The organism is Hymenobacter sp. GOD-10R, assembly GCF_035609205.1.
Taxonomy (GTDB): Bacteria; Bacteroidota; Bacteroidia; order Cytophagales; family Hymenobacteraceae; genus Hymenobacter.
This window is the reverse complement of sequence record NZ_CP141184.1, coordinates 4,782,812-4,801,175: the sequence shown is the minus strand read 5'-3', so window position 1 is coordinate 4,801,175 and position 18,364 is coordinate 4,782,812. Positions and strand designations below refer to the sequence as shown.

The window sequence follows — 18,364 nt, the reverse complement described above, 5'->3', positions numbered from 1 at the left end:
ATAGTGTAGCCTATTACCTACCTTCATGAAATCTAGTCAACGCTATTGCTAGGTTTCCTATATGCTTCCTCAGCTACCTATTCGTTCTGAACGGTTCCTGTTAGCCCTACTAGCCTTGCTGCTGGTAGGGCTAATTTTTTTGCCTATCGCACAAGCTTCTCACTTGCGTGCCGGTGATATACAAGTGAAGTCCGACACGACGGCGGGCCGCAACCCACGCCGCTTCTTTTTCAAGATGATCTTGTACACACAGTCTTCGAGTCCAGCTGATGCGTACAAAGAAACCATCTTTTTTGGCGATGGCACGAGTAGTGGGCTGGGTCAGATAGTACGCTCCATCAACCCAACGGGTGGCAACGGTACCCCTATAGGAAATGACACGGACGTTAACATTTTCTACTTCGAGCACACCTACAATGCCGTTGGTACCTACACTGTTAGCTACATTGGTGAGTATCGAAATGACTGCGTTATCAACATGACGAGGCCTGAAACCCAGACCTTCTACATTCGCACCACCTTCGTCATAGATCCAGCTTTAGGCATAAACCGCTCACCTGTACTGACTGCTCCCGCCGTCGACCTAGCTGCGCGTGGGCAGGTGTTCCTTCACAACCCCGCGGCTTACGACGCCGATGGTGACTCACTCGCTTACGTTCGGTTGGAAAGCCAGCAAGTGCCCCTCGAAGTTAAAGGTACAATTAGCCCTCCAGGCACCAACCAACCACTTGTTTCCATTTGCACTGACTATGTGTACCCGGATGCTGCTAGGTTTGGCGGTACTACAGTTGCTTTCGCGGGTAATCCCTCGGGTAGTCCGGATGCTGAGCCAGGCAAAGCAGGTGGGGGTCCTAACCCCGGCGGCAACCCAGTGACCTTCACGCAAAATAAGTACACGGGCCAGATCGTGTGGAATGCCCCTAACACCCTGGGGTGCTACAACGTGGCATTTGTTGTAGAGGAATGGCGCCGGGTGCCCGGTGCGCCTGCCCGCCGGATTGGGCAAGTCGTGCGCGACATGCAGATCATCGTGCGAGCTAGCACGAATCTGCGCCCTACAGTTATTATTCCAACAGATACCTGCGTTGTAGCGGGTACGCCGTTTAAAGGCAACGTCACGGCTACAGACCCCGAGAACCAGCCGATTACGCTAGCTGCTTACAGCGGAATTATCCCTCCGGCTACCTTCCGCCAATTGTCGAACAGCCCTGCTAATCGGGCACGTGGCGTATTCAATTGGACGCCTACTTGCGCTAATATCTCAAATCAACCAACGCAAGTTGTATTCAAAGCTACTGATCAGCCTCCCGCAGGAGTTGACCCGTTTATTGACGAGAAGGTTTGGCGAATCACAGTGGTGGGGCCTGCTCCAACGGGGCTGGTGGCGCAGCAGAACGCAACGATTCCGCCCTCCGTAACGCTACGCTGGAATCGCTACCTAGCCGACTGCACGGGCCGTGATGGGATTCAACTCCTGATCTTCCGCAAGGAGGGTTGCACTCCTTTCACACCCGATGCCTGCCAGACGGGCCTACCTGCCTCACTAGGGTACGTGCAGGTGGGCTCTGTAGCTAAAGACACGCAGCAGTTCATCGACACCAAGGGCCTAGAGCGAGGAAAGTCTTATTCCTACCGCATCTACGCCACCTTCCCGCTTCCCGGCGGCGGGGCGAGCCTAGCTTCCATCGAAGCCTGCGTGAATATGCTAGGCAAGAGCGCGCTACTCAAAAATGTGACCGTGGACCAGACTAGTACAACAGTTGGAGCCATCACTGTGCGTTGGACAGCACCTAAGACGGGTTTAACTGCGGATTTCCCGACCCCTAGCAGTTACCGCCTCTCGCGGGCCGTGGGGCAGAGCACCAGCTTCACGTCGGTATTCAACACGAGCAACCTAGCTGACACGAGCTACGTGGACACGGGCCTGAACACGCAAGCCAACGCTTATACTTACCAGCTGGAGTTTTTCGTGGGCGGCACGCCTGGGCAAGCCAGTGCGCAGAGTGAGGCCACACAGCCTGCTTCGAGCGTGCGCCTGAGTGCGGCTGCCAACCTGACGGCCACGCAGGTGAACCTAAGTTGGATCTACAATGTGCCCTGGAGCAACGCCGGGCGGCCCACGCGGGTGTACCGGCGTGACCCCACACCCGGCGCGCAGTTTGTGCAGATTGCCACAGTGACGGGCGGAGCTACTGGCGGTAGCTACGTGGACGCGGGCACGAGCACGGCGCCCTTGCAGAAAGGCCAGAGCTACTGCTACTACGTGCAGACGGAGGGTGGTTATGGATTGCCCGGCAACTCGTATCTCAATACTCTCATTAACCTAAGCCAGCAGCAATGTGTGGTTCTGGCGGCTATACCGTGCCCGCCGGTGCTGACGCTGGTCAACAACTGCGACAGCCTGAACGCAGCGGTTAGCACGCGCAGCGGCGTGTTCCCGCGCCCAGGCGAAACCTACACCAACCACCTGCACTGGACCCTAGACACGAATGCACCCGCAGGCTGTGCCACTGACATTGCCTACTACCGCCTCTTCTACCGCCCTGCTGACCAGCCGCAGCTCACCCTGCTGGACTCCACCCGTGGCCCCGAGCTAAATTACAACCACACCGGGCTGCTCTCGCAAGCAGCTTGCTATCAGGTGCAAGCCGTGGATGTGCGCGGGCAGCGCAGCGCCCTGAGCGCGGAAGTGTGCGTGGACAACTGCCAGCTGTTTGTGTTGCCCAACATCTTCACGCCGAACGGAGACGGCATCAACGACACGTTCCGGCCGAAGGTGTCGAGCCCGCTACGGCGGGTGCACTTTACCGCCTTCAACCGCTGGGGCGTGAAGGTATACGAGAGCCGGAGCAACCCCTTGATCGACTGGAGTGGGGAGGCCACAAACACCGAGGGAGCCAAGGGCGGAAAGGTCTCCGATGGCTTGTACTACTACCAGGCCGAGGTGGAGTTTGCTGACCTGAACGGCACCAAGAAGATCTTTAAAGGCTGGGTCCAAATCAACCACTAGCTAAGTACAGTGGCCTGCTGAGGTCAGCAAAGCACACGATGTAAAAAAGGCGCACCTAGGTGCGCCTTTTTTACTTTTGAAGCGAGAATGTGCAGATTGCGGGACCTTTTGCGAAAGCCGAGGAAGGGTACTTTCCTCGGCTGCTAATTCGACCAAACCGCCCAATCTTCTGATTTAGACAATGAAAGCAGTTATTTTTCCTGGCCAAGGCAGCCAGTTCAGCGGCATGGGCCGCGACTTGTACGAGCAACAACCCGCCGCTCGTCAGCTCATGGATCAGGCCAACGAAATCTTAGGTTTCCGCCTAACCGACGTGATGTTCACCGGCTCCGATGAAGACTTGCGCCAAACGAACGTTACCCAACCCGCTATCTTTCTGCATTCAGTAGCCCTGGCTGCTAGCTTGCCCGACCTAGCTCCAGCTATGGTAGCGGGGCACTCGTTGGGTGAATTTTCGGCGCTAGTTGCCGCCAAGGTGCTCAAGTTCGAAGATGCCCTGCAACTCGTGGCTCAGCGCGCCCAAGCCATGCAAGCGGCCTGCGAGGAGCAGCCTGGCACGATGGCCGCCATCCTAGGTCTGGACGACGATACGGTAGTGCGCATTTGCCAGGAAATTAGCACGGCGGGCGACGTGGTGGTAGCGGCAAACTTCAATTGCCCCGGTCAGCTCGTCATTTCCGGTAGCCAGCGCGGAATCGAAATTGCCTGCGAGCAGCTCAAGGCCGCCGGGGCCAAGCGGGCCTTGCCGCTCAGCGTAGGTGGTGCGTTTCACTCGCCGTTAATGCAGTCGGCCGAAGCTGCCCTAGCGCGTGCTATCGAGCAAACTCCTTTTGCCGCCGGCATTTGCCCCATCTATCAGAATGTGGACGCCGCCTCACACCGTGACCCCGACGAAATTCGCCAGAACCTGGTGCGTCAGCTCACTGCGCCCGTGCGCTGGACCCAATTGGTGCAGAACATGGCCGCCGATGGTGCTACTGAGTTCGTGGAATGCGGACCGGGCAAGGTGCTGCAAGGGTTAGTGAAGAAGATTGCGCCGGCCGTAGCCGTCAGCTCGGCGGCGGTATAGGTTTTCTTAAGAACAGCAAAAAGCCCCGGCTCACTGCATTCCAGTGAACCGGGGCTTTTATCTTGAAGTAACGTACCAAAAATCCATTGGAAAGAAGCCCCACGACGAGGCTTCTTTCTTGGTCTATTACTGAATCACTACACGCTGAGTTTTAGTTGTATCACCTTTAAAGCGAATGATATAAACGCCTGGCTTCAGTTTGTCGCTCGGAATGCTCAGCGAGGTTTGTCTGCCTACGCTCACCTGCGACAAGGTTCTGCCTACTACATCTACCACATCGATGCTTCTCACATGGAGTTGGTCAGGACCTAGGTTGATGTTGATCTTGTCTTTGGCAGGATTCGGGTAAACTTCGATGCCCGTATTTGCCAACGCATTCGAATTTCCCGTAACGGTGCCGCACGTGGTGGGTGCTCCTAGGCCGCTAATGGAAGCTAGGGAGGTAGCCACTACCATCTTGTCTAGTTTCGTGCCGCCACCTGCATTGTAAGCAACGGTTAGTGTGTGCGCTCCTGCGGTAAGTGGAGCCTCTTTTAACTTGATCCAGCCCCAACCACTGCCGGTATTTACCTCTTTTATGCTGACATCATCGATGTAGTAGGTGTTAGCTACCTTGGCCATATCGAACAAGAAAGTAGTAGTAGTAATGTTGGCCGTTATCGTCCAGGAAACCTGTTGCCACTCAGTACCAATGGTTTGGTCTGGCTGAAACTGGGAATTGCTCGTCCCGGTAGAAATCCTGATAGATCCGTTTGGTGCAAGAGCTTTTACCCAGTAAGAAATCACATATTGCTTCCCAATGGTAGTTGGGATTCCTGCACTCGACACTTGTACTCTCCAATAGTCAGTTTGTGCGGTAGCGTTCACCGCTTTCATGGCGCGGCTCCCGCTATGAACCTCGGCCGGCACAGTAGTAGCGGTAACGGCAGCTCCTCCGTTGAGAACACTCCAGCCCGTTAACGTATTCCCAGTTCCAGCTTCGAATCCACCATTCGACACTAATTCACTCGTTACACTTTGGAAATCACCATTATCAATCTTTAGCCAATAGCCATAATCTTCCCCAACGGGCACATTTTGCCTGGCAACAAAATTATAAACGGCGGTACTATCTGCTGTGAATGGCATTACCAAGTAGGCAGATGGATCGGTCGGTGGGGTTGTGGGGCTGCTCAAGCCACTTTTTACCCTTACATATCTTCCATTAGAAGCCTCAGGGTCTGCCACTATATCCCAGCTCGCACCTGTCGCGGCGCATTCGGCTTCCAGCCATGTTCTTTTCCCGAGAGGCTCCGCGGGTAAAACAGGGTTATTGGTACCCCACCACTTAAACCAGCGCTGGTAATACAGCCCAGGGAAAGGGTTCACGGTAATGTTGGTGTTGACGCTGGTATTGCCTAGCAGGAACTTGTCGACGAAAGCTTCCATGGCCGGCTGCTGGGTAGCCGGTACGGCGCAGTGGTTGTGGCCGCCATCAATGTAGAAGCCAAACCGGTCGCCAATACCAAAGGTCTTCCATACCTCGTGTGCGGCCCGAGCCGATACATACGCGGAGGGGTTGGCCAGCCACTCGAAATCTGTGTTGGCCGTCACTAGCAAGGCGCGGGGTGCAATCATGGCCATCAGCTCGTGGTGATCCTCGGGCAGCTTGGCTACGTTTGCATCGGAGAATCGCTTCATGTCATCCTTGAACCATTTGTAATCCGTGGCACCTAGCTTTTCCACTGCACCTAGGGTCTCGGAGACGCGCCAAGCCGGCGCGCCACCCCCGCCCGACTCTTGAGCAATGGTTAAGGCAATGCGCTCATCCATAGCTCCGGAGAACAAGGCCATCTTGCCAGCATAGGAGCAACCCGTTACACCAATGTGCTTCAGGTCGATCGGCAAGCTAGCCTGCACTAGTTCCAGACCATCGATAAGACGGCTCACACCCCAAGACCAGGCCGCGTATTGACCTGAGTTCTCCAAATTCTGATCTGGGTACAGCTGGAAGTAAGGGTCGTTCAAGGTCGGGGCTCCGTAGGTCGTGACGTTGTTGTGGTTGTACTGAATGCGGGCAATGTTGCGGCTAGTAAAAACCGCCGCCGGTACGCTCCCCGACAAGCTGTTCATGCCAATGATAGCCGCAAATGGACCAGGGCCTGTTGGTAGGCTCACTTGTGAAGTCAGCGTAAGCGTTTTACCATTCACGGTTACGTTCACGGTAAGGGTGCCATTGGCAGTGCCTGTGCCGGGAGCGTAGCTAGCTGTAATGGTTTCGGGGCGGGTAGGCCGGCGCCCAATTTCGTAGTTCTCAATTTCGGCTTTGATCTCATTGCGCCGGCACTCCCAGTCGCTGAACTGGGTAGAGCGCCCCCGCCCATCTGACCACATAAAGGGGTCGGTTAAGGGCTGGATGGCAGGTAGCTGGTCGAAGCTAGGAAGCGGCGGCGCGGCGCAGCTTCCTCCCGTATTCTCAACCGTGTACACTAGGGGAGGCGCTTGTGCTAACACGTTTAAGCAACTAAAACTCAGAAGCCAGGCTAGCAGCGCTGATAATTTACTTGTGGGAAGGGAAAGCATTGTTTTCATAATGGGTTGTTTTGGTTGTGGGAAGAGTAGTAGGTCAAGCGTACATTTTCATAGGCAGGGTTTTGTGAGGGGTGAAAAAGAATACAGGCAAACAGCACCGGGAAACAACCTCTAACGAAGTCACGCAAACGTTTCCGATGAAAATGCAATTACAAAAGCGTGGGCTGCAAAGAAACTCCAGATGGTCTTGGGGCGCTCCATAAGGCCTTGAGCAGCATTTACTATGGAAGATAGCAGCCACCAAGGTCAGCGCTACCTATTCTGGTAGGCAGATGAAAATGAAAGGATCGGAATCGTTCCCGGAAACGATTGTATACAAATCCAGGATAAAATATTATTCATCTTATTACGTTTCAGCCCAGCTAGCATCCTGCAGCGACTATTCTGCTGGGTTACTGCTCTGGCACTAGAATTATCCTATTCCTTGGCAGGACATCAGCGTACCTAGATAGGACTAGTGGAGCAGACTGAAGCGGCATTCAGACAGGCCCTAGAAGGCCGCCCGGAACACAAGGAAGTGCCCACTGCCGCTGAGTGGTGGGGCTAATGCCGTTGTATATCTTAGCTATTGATGCGTGTTACGGCTAGCGTATCTGCACACGTCGCTAGTAGCTCTGCTACTGTGCGCCCCAACGTTGGGTGAACTACTTGCGCAGCTATTTCGGCCAACGGGACTAGGGCAAAGCGGCGTTCGGGCAGGCGAGGATGCGGCACTTGCAACCTAGGGGTAGCCAGCACGGCGGTGTTATAGAGCATGATATCAACATCGAGGGTACGGGCACCCCAGCGGATAAGTCGTTCGCGGCCAGCGAACTGCTCCACTTGCTGACAGGCATCTAGCAGCGCCTCCGGAGCGAGGGTGGTTTCCATGCGCACGGCTTGGTTCAGGAAGGCAGGCTGGTCTTCTAGGCCCCAAGCAGCCGTTTCGTAATAGGCTGATTGGGCCGTGACGCGCCCTGCCAGCGCCTGCAGGTGCGTGATGGCGTCCCGGAGCGTCGCAGCTCGGTCGCCTAAGTTGCTGCCCAGCAGCAGATAAGCTGTCAGTGCTTCCAACGCAATAAGCGGTCTGGGCGGCGAGTTAGCCTAGGTCTTGAAAGAAGGCAATGGTGCGGTCGGCCACTTCCTGAGCTTGGGCCGGCAGCGTATTCTGCTGCCACGGATGACTACCCCCAAAGGAATGATTGCCACCGGGCAAAATAGCTAGCTCCGCGTCGGGCTTCCAGCTTTTCAAGTCGTGGGCCATTTGCAGGGGCAGGGTTTCGTCTTGGTCGCCGTGGAGGATGAGCAAGGGTTGCCGCAGCTTAGTACGCACGTTCAGCGGGATATCCAGCCGCTCGCGGTTTGCCTGAAAGTTCTCCACTAATTGATAGTAAAGCGGCATACGTTGGCCGGTGCGGCCATTCTCAATGTATTGCACGCCATTGGCTTGCCACTGACGCATTACTTCGGCGGGCCAGCGTTGATCGTAGTCGCTCATGGGCGCCCAGCCGGCCACGGCTGTCACGCGCGGGTCTTCGGCAGCTTTCAGCAGCACGAGTCCGCCGCCACGGCTGTGCCCAATCAGGAACAAGCGACCTAGGTCTAGCTCCGTGGCGGGCAGCGGCGTAGCACCAGGTTGGTACAGCGCATCGAGCAAGGAACCTAGGTCGTCGAGCTCGATGCTGAAATTGTTGTGCCCGAAAGCTTCCATATCTTCCAAATCGCCGGTGCCACCCGGTACCACGCCGTTGTGGGAGAGATTGAGCTTCACAAACACAAAGCCCTGTAGTGCAAAGTAGTCTGCCAGCAAGTTGAAATGCCCCCAATCTTTGAAGCCTTTAAAACCATGCACAAACACCACCACCGGCTTGGGTTGGCCGTTAGCGAGGTAGCGTGCATCAGCCGCGAAGGAACGGGAGTGGGAAGGGTTGGTCAGAAGGAAGTCGACAACAGTAGGAGCGAGGGACATGCGAAAAGCTAGGTAAGGGTGCGTAAAAATAGCAGGCAACTAGTATGATAAGCGGCACTACGGCTTTGAAGTCGTAGTAGGACTATCATCGGATAGTAATTGTTTGGATACACCAATAAGGTTACTCCAACTTTAGCGTCTGCGTATAAGAAGGCATAACAAAACCACCCTGCTGAGCTAACTGTTAGGAAACCGCTCTGCCTCGCCGTATCATTGCGGCGCCTTGAGTTGCTCAAGCTTTACGCATGAAAATTAGCCTGGACGTTATTAAGGCCCCGATTGCGGCCGAAATGGAGGAATTTGAACACAAATTCCGCGCGTCCATGCAGAGCAGGATTTCCTTGCTCGACAAAATCATGAACTATATCGTGAAGCGCAAGGGCAAGCAGATTCGGCCGATGTTCGTGTTTTTTACGGCCAAAATCAGCGGAGCCGACACCTTGCCCGAGGCCACATTTCGTGGCGCGGCGCTCATCGAACTGCTGCACACCGCCACCCTCGTGCACGACGACGTAGTAGACGAATCGAATTATCGCCGCAGCTTTTTCTCTGTCAACGCACTCTGGAAGAACAAGATTGCGGTGCTCGTGGGCGACTACCTGCTGAGCAAAGGCCTGCTGCTAAGCCTGGAGAACAACGATTTTGAACTACTCAAAATCGTGTCGAACGCGGTACGCGAGCTGAGCGAAGGGGAACTGCTGCAAATTGAAAAAGCTCGCCGCCTCGATATCACGGAGGACGTGTATTTCGACATCATTCGTCAGAAAACTGCCTCCCTAATTGCCTCCTGCTGCGCCGTAGGTGCGGCCTCGACGGGTGCCAACGCGGAAATGATTGAGCGCGCCCGCCTTTTTGGTGAGAAGGTTGGTATAGCCTTTCAGATCAAAGACGACTTGTTCGACTACGGTACCGCTGAAATTGGCAAGCCGGTGGGCATCGATATCAAAGAGAAAAAGATGACGCTGCCGCTGATTTACGCGCTGCAACAAGCTGATTGGCTCACCAAGCGCCGCGTTATCTTCAACGTGCAGAACAACGACGGCCGTAAAGACCGGGTGCAAGCGGTCATCGACTTCGTGAAAAAATCGGGTGGCCTCGATTACGCCGTGCGCCGCATGCAGGGGTATCGTGATGAGGCGTTGCAACTGCTGTATACGTTCCCCGTCTCACCGGCTCGTGACTCGCTCGAGCAACTGATCAACTACACCATCGAGCGAGAGAAGTAAACCTAGCTTTTCGCTAAACAGAAAAGGCCACTGCGGATGCAGTGGCCTTTTTGCTCGGTCAAGAGTATTGGTTTAGGCTTCTGGCTCAGCTACTTGGTAGCTTATTTTATCAGAGGCAACATCCGAAACGTCGAACTGCACACCGTCAAACGTGCTCTTCACGGTGATGCTGTGAATCATGTCGCAGCCAGGGCACTTTATTTCTTCGGTTTCAAACTGATCTGTTTCATCGAGCGCCGAGGCATCAGAATCGGGTGCCGGTACGCCGAGTAGGTCGGTAAATACTTCAGTATGACACTGATTGCACTCAAACTTGAGGCCCACGGTACGACCTTGTAGTTCTTCGAGCGGGGCTAGGGTATCGTTTTTTTGCTGGGTCCACATAAGCGGTGAAGGTTGGTTTTGGGAGAGTAGGCAGAACTGGTGACAGGCCACCAGTGGCTAGCCTGTGAGAAGTGTACGAACGAAACTAGGCTTTATGTTGTGTTTTGGGCAAGAGAATAGCGTTGCCATGCCCAGCAACCAGCAGAATCGGAGGCAAGATTCGCTGCGTTTTCTGGTTGCTCAGAACGATAGGCGCCAAAAGCATGGCGTCCTGCGCTATCTTGAAGCTGCCTAACGTTTGTTATGTATGTCTGCTACCACCCTAGCTACCCAGAAAATTCCCGTGGTGCCGCGTATGCGGTCGTTGCTTGGCTCGATGTTACTGGCCGCTAACCCCATCCCGATTCTCAACAGCTACCTAGATACCTACGGCGATACGCTGATCATGTACATCGGCGGGGTGCGCCCGACGTTGCTTACCCGTGACCCTGGCTTGGTGCAGCACATCTTGCAGAAAAACCACCGTAACTACCCGAAGTCGGAATTCTCACACGGTATTGCGCGGTACCTAGGCCACGGCTTGCTTACGAGTGAAGGCAGCTACTGGCTTCAGCAGCGTCGCCTGATTCAGCCCGGCTTTCACCGCCAGCGTGTGGCGGGGTTGGTAGGCGTGATGCAGGCTGAGATTAACGAATGCTTGAAGCCGCTCGAACGGCAGCTAGAGCAGGCGGGCGGCGCCGTGGAAGTGGCTGTGCACCGGCTCATGACGAACACTGCCTTTCGCATCATTGCGCGCTCCACCTTCAGCACCAACGTCGATAATGCCGAGCTGGAGCGTATGTCGGCGCTGCTTACGGCCATTCAGGCTTTCTATGTGCGCACCATTCGGCAGCCGTATCTGCGGCCGTGGCTGTCGTTGCGCAACCAGTTCCGGGCGCACGACAAGCTAGCTTCGGAGCTTCGCGGAATGGTGCGCGGCTACGTCCGTCAGCGCCAGCAAATCGGCGACGCCCACGACGACTTGCTCCAGATGCTGCTCGATGTACGCTACGAAGATACCGGCGAGCCCATGACGGAAGACCAAGTAGTAGACGAAGCGCTCATCCTACTCGTGGCAGGCCACGAAACATCAGCCAACGCCTTATCGTGGATGTGGTACTTGCTGGCCCAGCATCCGCAGGTAGTAGCCACCATGCGCGCTTCAATGGCCCAGGTGCTCGGCAGCCGGGCCGCTACATTCGCCGACCTGCCGAACCTAGGTTACTCCCTGCAAATCGTGCAGGAAACCATGCGCTTGTACCCGCCCGCCTGGATTCTGGACCGCGTAGCACAAGAGGATGACTCTTACAACGGCATTAGCCTACCCAAAGGCACTCTGATTTCCGCGTACCTTCTTGGTGTTCATCATGCACCTAGCCTTTGGGAAGATGCCGAAGTGTTTCGCCCGGAGCGTTTTGCCCCGGAGCTCGTGAAAAATCAGCCGCCTTATGCCTACGTGCCGTTCGGTGGGGGGCCGCGCCTTTGCATTGGCAACCAATTCGCGCTAACCGAAATGCAGTTGGTGCTGCTGGAAATGCTGCGCCGTTTTGAAGTCGGATGGATTGAGCAGCCACCTGTTCAGCTGCAACCGCTTATCACACTTCGCCCACGTCAAGAAATTCAGCTGCGGTTCCGGGCGCGGAGCTAGGTTTCGCAAGAGCACAAAAGAACGTCATGCTGAGCTTGTCGAAGCATCTCTACCGCAGTAGTGACTAGATTACTTTGGCAGTAAAGATGCTTCGACAAGCTCAGCATGACGTTCTATCGATGGTGGAGTTAGTTCTCTATTCCTTCACCAACTGGTCAATCGTTTGGTTGAAATCGGCTACCAGTTCATCGTAATACTTGCCGGTGCCGGGACCAGAGAAACCAGTATTGATCTTCCGCACATCGCCTTTTTTGTCGATGATAATGGTGGTGGGGAAGGCTAGAACCTTCGCAATTTGTGGTAGCGTTTTGCCGGCAGCATCCTTGTCGGCCACACCAGCTACGGCTAAGTCATAGTTAACGCCAAAGCGGTCTTTCATCTTACGCAGGCGCTCGGCGGCTTTAGCATACTCAGGGCTGCGCTCGTAGCCTAGGCCGATAATCTCCACGCCGCGGCTCTTATTCTTCTCGTACCAAGGCGCCAGGAAGTTCGTCTCATCCATACAGTTGGGGCACCACGAGCCGAGCAACTGCACCACTACCACCTTGCCCTTGTACTTTGGGTCGGAGAGGGAAACCGAGCCACCTTCGTGGATGCTGGGGAACTTGAACGCTAGCTTCTTCTCACCCGGCTTCATGAAGGTGAGCGAGTTAGCATCGGGAAGTTTGGCGTTGGGGTTAAGCTTGGCCGTCCAGGTTTCGTGGCCGCTTTTGCCACTGTAGAAGTCTCCCTTCATGGTACCGTTCGGGCCTTTCGTCGCGGTGAACAAAAATCCGTGGCTACCGTCGAAGGTGGATAAGCGCAGCAGGTTCCCAACCGATCGGCCGGCCAAGTAGCGGTAATCGCCGGTGGTCGTTAGGAAGGTGCCCGTCATATTTCCAGTTTCAGGGCTTTCCTTGAAGATGCCCACGGCAGGATACGTTTTGCCTTCTTCGTCCTTAAATTCCACTTGGAACGTGCTTTCTTTCATCGTCTCCTTGGAGTCGCTGGAAGGCTTGGCCTGAACAGGGAATAGCTCTTTTTCTCCATGCGTCGCCGTGAACGGCACGCGGTAGGGCGTTTTGGCGTCGTACTTCACCCAGGCGCCTTTTAGCTTGTCCTCGCCATCCTTGCGCACCACCAAGGCGGCATCGAAGGCACCTAGCTTGATGGTGGTAGAATCGCCGGCGGCTGCTATTTCGTCGAGCTTCAGCTTCTCGGCGCCGTTGCGCAGGTACACGGCCACGGGTTGGTTGTTGTTGCCGGTTTCGACATCAAACAAGAAAGGAATTTCCTGGCCTTGAGCCGAGAGCACACCGCGCCAAGTGCCATCTTGCAGATAGTTGGCGTTTGCATCGGCTGCAGCGGCGGGGGCACTAGCTACTTTTTGCTCGGAGGAATTAGACTGGCAACTGGCCACTACCAGCGCAAGGCTAGCTCCGGCTACGATCTGCCGAATGGCGGAGGAAGGGGACATACGTTCAGGAGAAAAGCGTGTTTAAGTAAACTACTCTAATTTGGAATTAGTTTATATAAGAAACGCGCAAATATAAAGTTTGGGCGCCGCAACAAGGGGCTCTTATATTTGCGTACTGTTCAAAAAACAGCATCCTTTTTCACTCTTTCCATTTCTCTATTATGGCGTTTGACATAGAAATGATTCAGGCTGTGTACGCCGGTATGGGCCAGCGCATTGAAGCCGCCCGTGCCGCCGTTGGCCGTCCGCTCACGCTAACCGAAAAGATTCTGTACGCTCACTTGTATGGCGGCCAAGTCAACAGTGCGTACGAGCGGGGCGTTTCCTACGTCGATTTTGCCCCCGACCGCGTAGCAATGCAAGATGCCACGGCCCAGATGGCGCTGTTGCAGTTCATGCAAGCCGGCAAAGACAAAACCGCCGTGCCCAGCACCGTACACTGCGACCACTTGATCCAGGCTCGCCTGGGTGCCGACCAAGACCTGGCCGAGGCTAACTCTGAAAACAAGGAGGTATATGACTTCCTAGCTTCAGTTTCTAACAAGTATGGTATTGGCTTCTGGAAGCCCGGTGCTGGTATCATTCACCAAGTAGTACTCGAGAACTATGCTTTCCCAGGCGGCATGATGATCGGTACGGACTCGCACACGCCGAACGCTGGTGGCCTCGGCATGATTGCCATCGGGGTAGGTGGTGCTGATGCCGTTGATGTAATGGCCGGCATGGCGTGGGAGTTGAAGTTCCCCAAAGTGATTGGCGTGAAGCTGACCGGCAAACTAAACGGCTGGACGGCTCCTAAAGACGTAATTCTGAAAGTAGCTGGTATCCTGACGGTAAAAGGCGGCACCGGCGCTATCGTGGAATACTTCGGTGAAGGTGCCGAGAGCATGTCGGCAACCGGTAAGGCTACCATCTGCAACATGGGTGCTGAAATCGGGGCTACTACCTCGGTATTCGGCTTCGATGACAAGCAATCTGAGTACCTGCGTAGCACCAACCGCGGTGACGTAGCAGACCTAGCTCATGGCGTATGGGGCCACTTGCGTGCTGACGACGAAGTGTACGCTAACCCCGAAAACTTCTTCGACCAACTCATCGAAATCAACCTGTCGGAACTAGAGCCGCACGTAAACGGTCCGTTCACGCCCGACGCTGCTTGGCCAATTTCGCAGTTTGCTTCTGCTGTAAAAGAACACGGCTGGCCTGAAAAGCTAGAAGTAGGCTTGATCGGCTCGTGCACTAACTCGAGCTACGAGGACATCACGCGTGCTGCTTCGATAGCGGAGCAAGCTGTATCGAAGGGTCTGACGGTGAATGCTGAATTCACAGTAACGCCTGGTTCGGAGCTTGTGCGCTACACGGTAGAGCGCGACGGCCTGCTTGACACCTTCGCCCAAATGGGCGGCGTGGTGCTGGCTAACGCCTGCGGTCCGTGCATCGGCCAGTGGGCTCGTCACACCGATGACCCCAAGCGTCGTAACTCAATCATTACCTCGTTCAACCGCAACTTTGCGAAGCGTAACGACGGCAACCCGAACACGCACGCATTCGTGGCTTCGCCCGAAATTGTAACGGCTTTCGCTATTGCCGGCGACTTGACTTTCAACCCGCTCACCGACACGCTGCCCACCAAAGATGGTCAGCAGGTGAAGCTGGATGCTCCGCACGGCGTAGAAGCGCCTCCGCGTGGCTACGACGTAGAAGATGCTGGTTACCAAGCTCCTGCCGAGAACGGTCTTGGTGTTCAGGTAATCGTTGATCCGGAGTCCGACCGTTTGGAATTGCTCGAGCCCTTCAAGCCTTGGGAAGGCAGCGACCTTTCAGGACTGCGTTTGCTCATCAAGGCACAAGGTAAGTGCACCACTGACCACATTTCAATGGCTGGCCCGTGGTTGAAGTACCGTGGGCACTTGGATAATATTTCCAACAACATGCTCATCGGGGCGATCAATGCCTTCAACGGTGAAGCTAATGCTGTGAAAGACCAGCTGACCCAAGGCACGCCTTACAACACTGTACCGCAAGTAGCGCGCACCTATAAGTCACTGGGCATAGGCTCGGTAGTGGTAGGTGACGAAAACTACGGGGAAGGCTCTTCGCGTGAGCACGCTGCTATGGAGCCACGCCACCTAGGTGTTCGCGCCGTGATTGTGAAGTCGTTTGCCCGTATTCACGAGACCAACCTCAAGAAGCAAGGCATGCTGGCTCTCACGTTTGCCAACAAGGCTGACTACGACTTGATCGAGGAAGACGATACCATCGATATCATCGGTCTAAATTCGTTTGCGCCTGGGCAGCAACTGCAAGCTCGCCTGCACCACGTTGATGGCGACACTGACCTCATCTATCTGAACCATACGTACAACGAAGGTCAGATTGAGTGGTTCAAAGCTGGTTCGGCCCTAAATCTGATTCGCCTACGCGAAACGAGCGGTGCTCAGCTCTCGCAGAAGTAAGCTAGATCTTACTCACAAAAAATGGCCGCTTCCAACAAAAGGAAGCGGCCATTTTTTGTGAATGGGGGTAGCCGATCTGATTGAATAAGCACATTCTCACAAGCACAGCAGGTAAAAGAGTAGTAAAAAGCCTAAAAGATTGATTGTCATTTTAGGTCATGTTTCTCAGATTTGGACGAGCAAGTAAAAGGTTGAACTTAGCTACGTCTAAGAATATATTATTTTTTTAAAATATTAATATTTTGTAATATATACTTACGTATTTTTGCGTACTGCTCTACTTGCTCTCGTATCCTATTTGCCAATGTAATGATGACGCTTTCCCAAATTGAAAATTTCTTGCAGTTGCTAGGCTTTCGTCCTGATAGTGCTCCTAACACCTATCACCAAGACACCACTAACGGTCGGGTGCTGGTACGCCACAACAACTCAGGCAGTGGCATTTTAATAGAAGGACCTCAAGGACTAGTAGGAGGAAGCGCCAGTCATGGCCGACACTTGCTGTCCATGCTTGCGACCGCAGGATGGTCAGTCAGCGAAATACCTAGCTAGCCTGGGCTTTCATAGGACTACTATTATCATTTTTTTAAGAGTGGCTCATCCATACCTTATTCTACTACGTAAATAAAGATATGCTACCACTTGTTAGCATAATCAGTTCTCCTACACTTATAAAGCGCCATTTGTTATGCCCGTTCCAGCGTTTGTAGCATCTGAGCCATCCTTTCAATTCGGCAACGCGGCCGGATCAGTTTCTCTTGTTCCCCAGGAAGCCTATGTGCGCTTAAACTGGACTTCGCAACCCTCCTCGGCCGCGATATGGCGTCAGTTGCTGGAGCAAGCCTTGGTACAACTAGAGCAAAAAAGCTGGCACAAGCTGCTAGGTGACCAACGGTCGTTGCCTGTCTTCAGTACGGAGAACCAAGCTTGGATCTTGCTCGATTGGTTTCCTCGCGCTGTGCGCTCAGGGTTACGCTATGGGGCTATTGTATCGCCTCAAAATGTAATGGTTCGGTTGGAAATGGCTGCCTTGATTCGGGAGTTAAACACCTATCCGCTTACTTACCAGCTTTTTTCTGATGAAGCCGCTGCCATCAGTTGGCTTGCTGAACAGGTCTAGGTCTCGCAAAATATGGAGCTAACGAATCAAAAAGGTCAGCTCCGTCTATCTTTGCCAGCGTACGGTGATGGATTGCCACCGCGAACCGCCGAAGCATATGCTTCGCGCTGATGATTCCTACGGGACGAACGGTCAGGCAGGCCGTTCCGGGTAGTTCATCTTGCCGTTCGCTTTTATGGCTCGTCAGTTTTTTTCTTTCTATTGGTTGCCTGCTCGTTTGCGGGCTATTACAACCACTACTTACGCGCTCTTCCTGCTACGCTGGATGGTGATTAGCGCGCTCATAGGAGGGCTAGCTGGTACGGCGTCCGCTGTTTTTCTGGTAGCGCTGGACTGGGCAACGCATTGGCGGGAAACACACCTCTGGATTATTGGGTTGTTGCCGGTAGCTGGCTTCTTTATAGGCCTAGCGTATCACCTGTTCGGGAGCAGGGTTGTACGAGGAAATAATTTGATCCTGGACGAGATTCACGCGCCACAACGTTTGATTTCGTTGCGCCTTGTGCCCTTGGTATTAGGCGGCACGTTGCTCACGCACCTATTTGGCGGCTCGGCGGGTCGTGAGGGCACGGCTGTACAAATGGGAGGCGCACTGGCTGATCAGCTTACGCGTCTTTTGAGGTTGCGCCCGCGCGACCGGCGCCTGCTGTTGATTGCGGGTATGAGTGCGGGCTTTGCGTCGGTCTTCGGGACGCCGCTAGCTGGGGCCGTGTTCGGGCTGGAAGTGTTTCTGCTCGGATCCATGCGTTATGATGCCTTGCTACCGAGCTTCCTAGCGGCCGTTAGCGCTGATCTGGTTACCAGAGCCTGGGGCGTTGACCACACCCACTATCCGCAGTTGGCTTCTCTGCTTATCACGCCCGCCACGCTTTTGTGGGCATTAGTAGCCGGCATATTGTTTGGCCTTGTGGCGCGTAGTTTCGCAGCACTCACCCATTGGATCGGTAAAAAGTTTGCCCGCATCAGCTATGCGCCGTTTCGCCCCGTGGTAGGCGGCGTGCTGGTGGTTGTGTGCGTTTGGGTGCTAGGTACTACGCGCTACATTGGGTTGGGTGTACCGGTTATTGTGGAAGCGTTCCACACACCGCTTGCCCCCACTGATTTCGCCTGGAAACTTCTCCTGACGGCTCTTACCCTAGGGTGCGGCTTTAAAGGAGGAGAAGTGACGCCGCTCTTTTTTATTGGGGCCGCGTTGGGTAGTGCGCTGTCGGTGGTGGTGCCATTGCCGGTGGCGCTGCTGGCAGGGATGGGCTTTGTGGGCGTATTCGCGGGTGCGGCCAATACACCCCTGGCCTGCACGCTGATGGGATTGGAACTGTTTGGTGCGCAGGCGGGCGTGTATTTGGCGCTAGCGTGCGTAGTTGCTTATCTGTTTTCCGGGCATCGAGGTATCTACTCGGCCCAAGTCATTGGGCAGGCCAAGCACCTGCGCTTGGGGCGGCAGCAGGGCAAGCGCTTAGGAGACGTATAGCCGCCTAGCTAGACGGTATGCAGAAT

General features: G+C 54.7%; 13 protein-coding genes and 1 riboswitch. Of the genes, 8 read left to right on the top strand and 5 right to left on the bottom strand.

The window, feature by feature from the left end:
- Positions 1-61: 61 nt before the first annotated feature.
- Both SD425_RS19000 and fabD read left to right on the top strand, forming a co-directional pair.
- A complete protein-coding gene (locus SD425_RS19000; protein WP_324671580.1) occupies positions 62-3,010 on the top strand; it encodes a gliding motility-associated C-terminal domain-containing protein in 2,949 nt (982 codons plus the stop codon).
- Between the two features lie 181 nt (positions 3,011-3,191).
- On the top strand, positions 3,192-4,079 hold the full coding sequence (gene fabD, locus SD425_RS18995; protein WP_324671579.1) for an ACP S-malonyltransferase: 888 nt from the start codon (positions 3,192-3,194) through the stop codon (positions 4,077-4,079).
- A gap of 126 nt (positions 4,080-4,205) precedes the next feature.
- On the opposite strand, the gene SD425_RS18990 is transcribed toward fabD, so the two are convergent.
- From SD425_RS18990 to SD425_RS18980, 3 genes are all read right to left on the bottom strand, one after another.
- Positions 4,206-6,572, bottom strand: a complete 2,367-nt coding sequence (locus SD425_RS18990; protein WP_324671578.1) for a T9SS type A sorting domain-containing protein — start codon at positions 6,570-6,572, stop codon at positions 4,206-4,208.
- Positions 6,573-7,211: 639 nt separating this feature from the next.
- Entirely contained in the window at positions 7,212-7,703 is a 492-nt protein-coding gene (gene folK, locus SD425_RS18985; RefSeq protein WP_324671577.1) for a 2-amino-4-hydroxy-6-hydroxymethyldihydropteridine diphosphokinase, read from the bottom strand.
- 25 nt (positions 7,704-7,728) lie between these two features.
- Positions 7,729-8,598 (bottom strand): alpha/beta hydrolase family protein, encoded by an 870-nt coding sequence (locus SD425_RS18980; protein WP_324671576.1) that lies wholly within the window; start codon positions 8,596-8,598, stop codon positions 7,729-7,731.
- Between the two features lie 245 nt (positions 8,599-8,843).
- On the opposite strand from SD425_RS18980, the gene SD425_RS18975 reads away from it, so the two are divergent.
- Positions 8,844-9,824 (top strand): polyprenyl synthetase family protein, encoded by a 981-nt coding sequence (locus SD425_RS18975; RefSeq protein WP_324671575.1) that lies wholly within the window; start codon positions 8,844-8,846, stop codon positions 9,822-9,824.
- 72 nt (positions 9,825-9,896) lie between these two features.
- Here SD425_RS18975 and SD425_RS18970 read toward each other — a convergent pair whose 3' ends face one another.
- Positions 9,897-10,208, bottom strand: a complete 312-nt coding sequence (locus SD425_RS18970) for a hypothetical protein (RefSeq protein ID WP_324671574.1) — start codon at positions 10,206-10,208, stop codon at positions 9,897-9,899.
- Positions 10,209-10,455: 247 nt separating this feature from the next.
- Between SD425_RS18970 and SD425_RS18965 the strand changes: the two genes are divergently transcribed.
- The gene (locus SD425_RS18965) at positions 10,456-11,835 is read left to right on the top strand and encodes a cytochrome P450 (RefSeq protein ID WP_324671572.1); all 1,380 of its coding nucleotides are present in this window, start codon (positions 10,456-10,458) and stop codon (positions 11,833-11,835) included.
- Positions 11,836-11,971: 136 nt separating this feature from the next.
- Here the strand turns inward: SD425_RS18965 and SD425_RS18960 are convergent, their stop codons facing one another.
- Positions 11,972-13,291, bottom strand: a complete 1,320-nt coding sequence (locus SD425_RS18960) for a TlpA disulfide reductase family protein (RefSeq protein ID WP_324671571.1) — start codon at positions 13,289-13,291, stop codon at positions 11,972-11,974.
- Between the two features lie 161 nt (positions 13,292-13,452).
- On the opposite strand from SD425_RS18960, the gene SD425_RS18955 reads away from it, so the two are divergent.
- The 4 genes from SD425_RS18955 to SD425_RS18940 all read left to right on the top strand — a co-directional run bounded on the left by SD425_RS18955 (position 13,453) and on the right by SD425_RS18940 (position 18,338).
- Positions 13,453-15,747 (top strand): aconitate hydratase, encoded by a 2,295-nt coding sequence (locus SD425_RS18955; protein WP_324671570.1) that lies wholly within the window; start codon positions 13,453-13,455, stop codon positions 15,745-15,747.
- A 309-nt stretch (positions 15,748-16,056) separates the two neighbouring features.
- Positions 16,057-16,299, top strand: a complete 243-nt coding sequence (locus tag SD425_RS18950; RefSeq protein WP_324671569.1) for a hypothetical protein — start codon at positions 16,057-16,059, stop codon at positions 16,297-16,299.
- A 136-nt stretch (positions 16,300-16,435) separates the two neighbouring features.
- Positions 16,436-16,867, top strand: a complete 432-nt coding sequence (locus SD425_RS18945; RefSeq protein WP_324671568.1) for a hypothetical protein — start codon at positions 16,436-16,438, stop codon at positions 16,865-16,867.
- 54 nt (positions 16,868-16,921) lie between these two features.
- A riboswitch (Fluoride riboswitch) is annotated at positions 16,922-16,994 on the top strand.
- A 48-nt stretch (positions 16,995-17,042) separates the two neighbouring features.
- Entirely contained in the window at positions 17,043-18,338 is a 1,296-nt protein-coding gene (locus tag SD425_RS18940; protein WP_324671567.1) for a chloride channel protein, read from the top strand.
- Positions 18,339-18,364 lie beyond the last annotated feature (26 nt).

Bases quoted from the DNA above. Each gene is read 5' to 3' on its own strand.
- SD425_RS18980 (WP_324671576.1), bottom strand. From the start codon at position 8,598: ATGTCCCTCGCTCCTACTGTTGTCGACTTCCTTCTGACCAACCCTTCC.
- fabD (WP_324671579.1), top strand. From the start codon at position 3,192: ATGAAAGCAGTTATTTTTCCTGGCCAAGGCAGCCAGTTCAGCGGCATG.
- SD425_RS18940 (WP_324671567.1), top strand. From the start codon at position 17,043: ATGGCTCGTCAGTTTTTTTCTTTCTATTGGTTGCCTGCTCGTTTGCGG.
- SD425_RS19000 (WP_324671580.1), top strand. From the start codon at position 62: ATGCTTCCTCAGCTACCTATTCGTTCTGAACGGTTCCTGTTAGCCCTA.
- SD425_RS18945 (WP_324671568.1), top strand. From the start codon at position 16,436: ATGCCCGTTCCAGCGTTTGTAGCATCTGAGCCATCCTTTCAATTCGGC.
- SD425_RS18965 (WP_324671572.1), top strand. From the start codon at position 10,456: ATGTCTGCTACCACCCTAGCTACCCAGAAAATTCCCGTGGTGCCGCGT.
- SD425_RS18960 (WP_324671571.1), bottom strand. From the start codon at position 13,291: ATGTCCCCTTCCTCCGCCATTCGGCAGATCGTAGCCGGAGCTAGCCTT.
- SD425_RS18970 (WP_324671574.1), bottom strand. From the start codon at position 10,208: ATGTGGACCCAGCAAAAAAACGATACCCTAGCCCCGCTCGAAGAACTA.
- SD425_RS18975 (WP_324671575.1), top strand. From the start codon at position 8,844: ATGAAAATTAGCCTGGACGTTATTAAGGCCCCGATTGCGGCCGAAATG.
- SD425_RS18955 (WP_324671570.1), top strand. From the start codon at position 13,453: ATGGCGTTTGACATAGAAATGATTCAGGCTGTGTACGCCGGTATGGGC.
- SD425_RS18950 (WP_324671569.1), top strand. From the start codon at position 16,057: ATGATGACGCTTTCCCAAATTGAAAATTTCTTGCAGTTGCTAGGCTTT.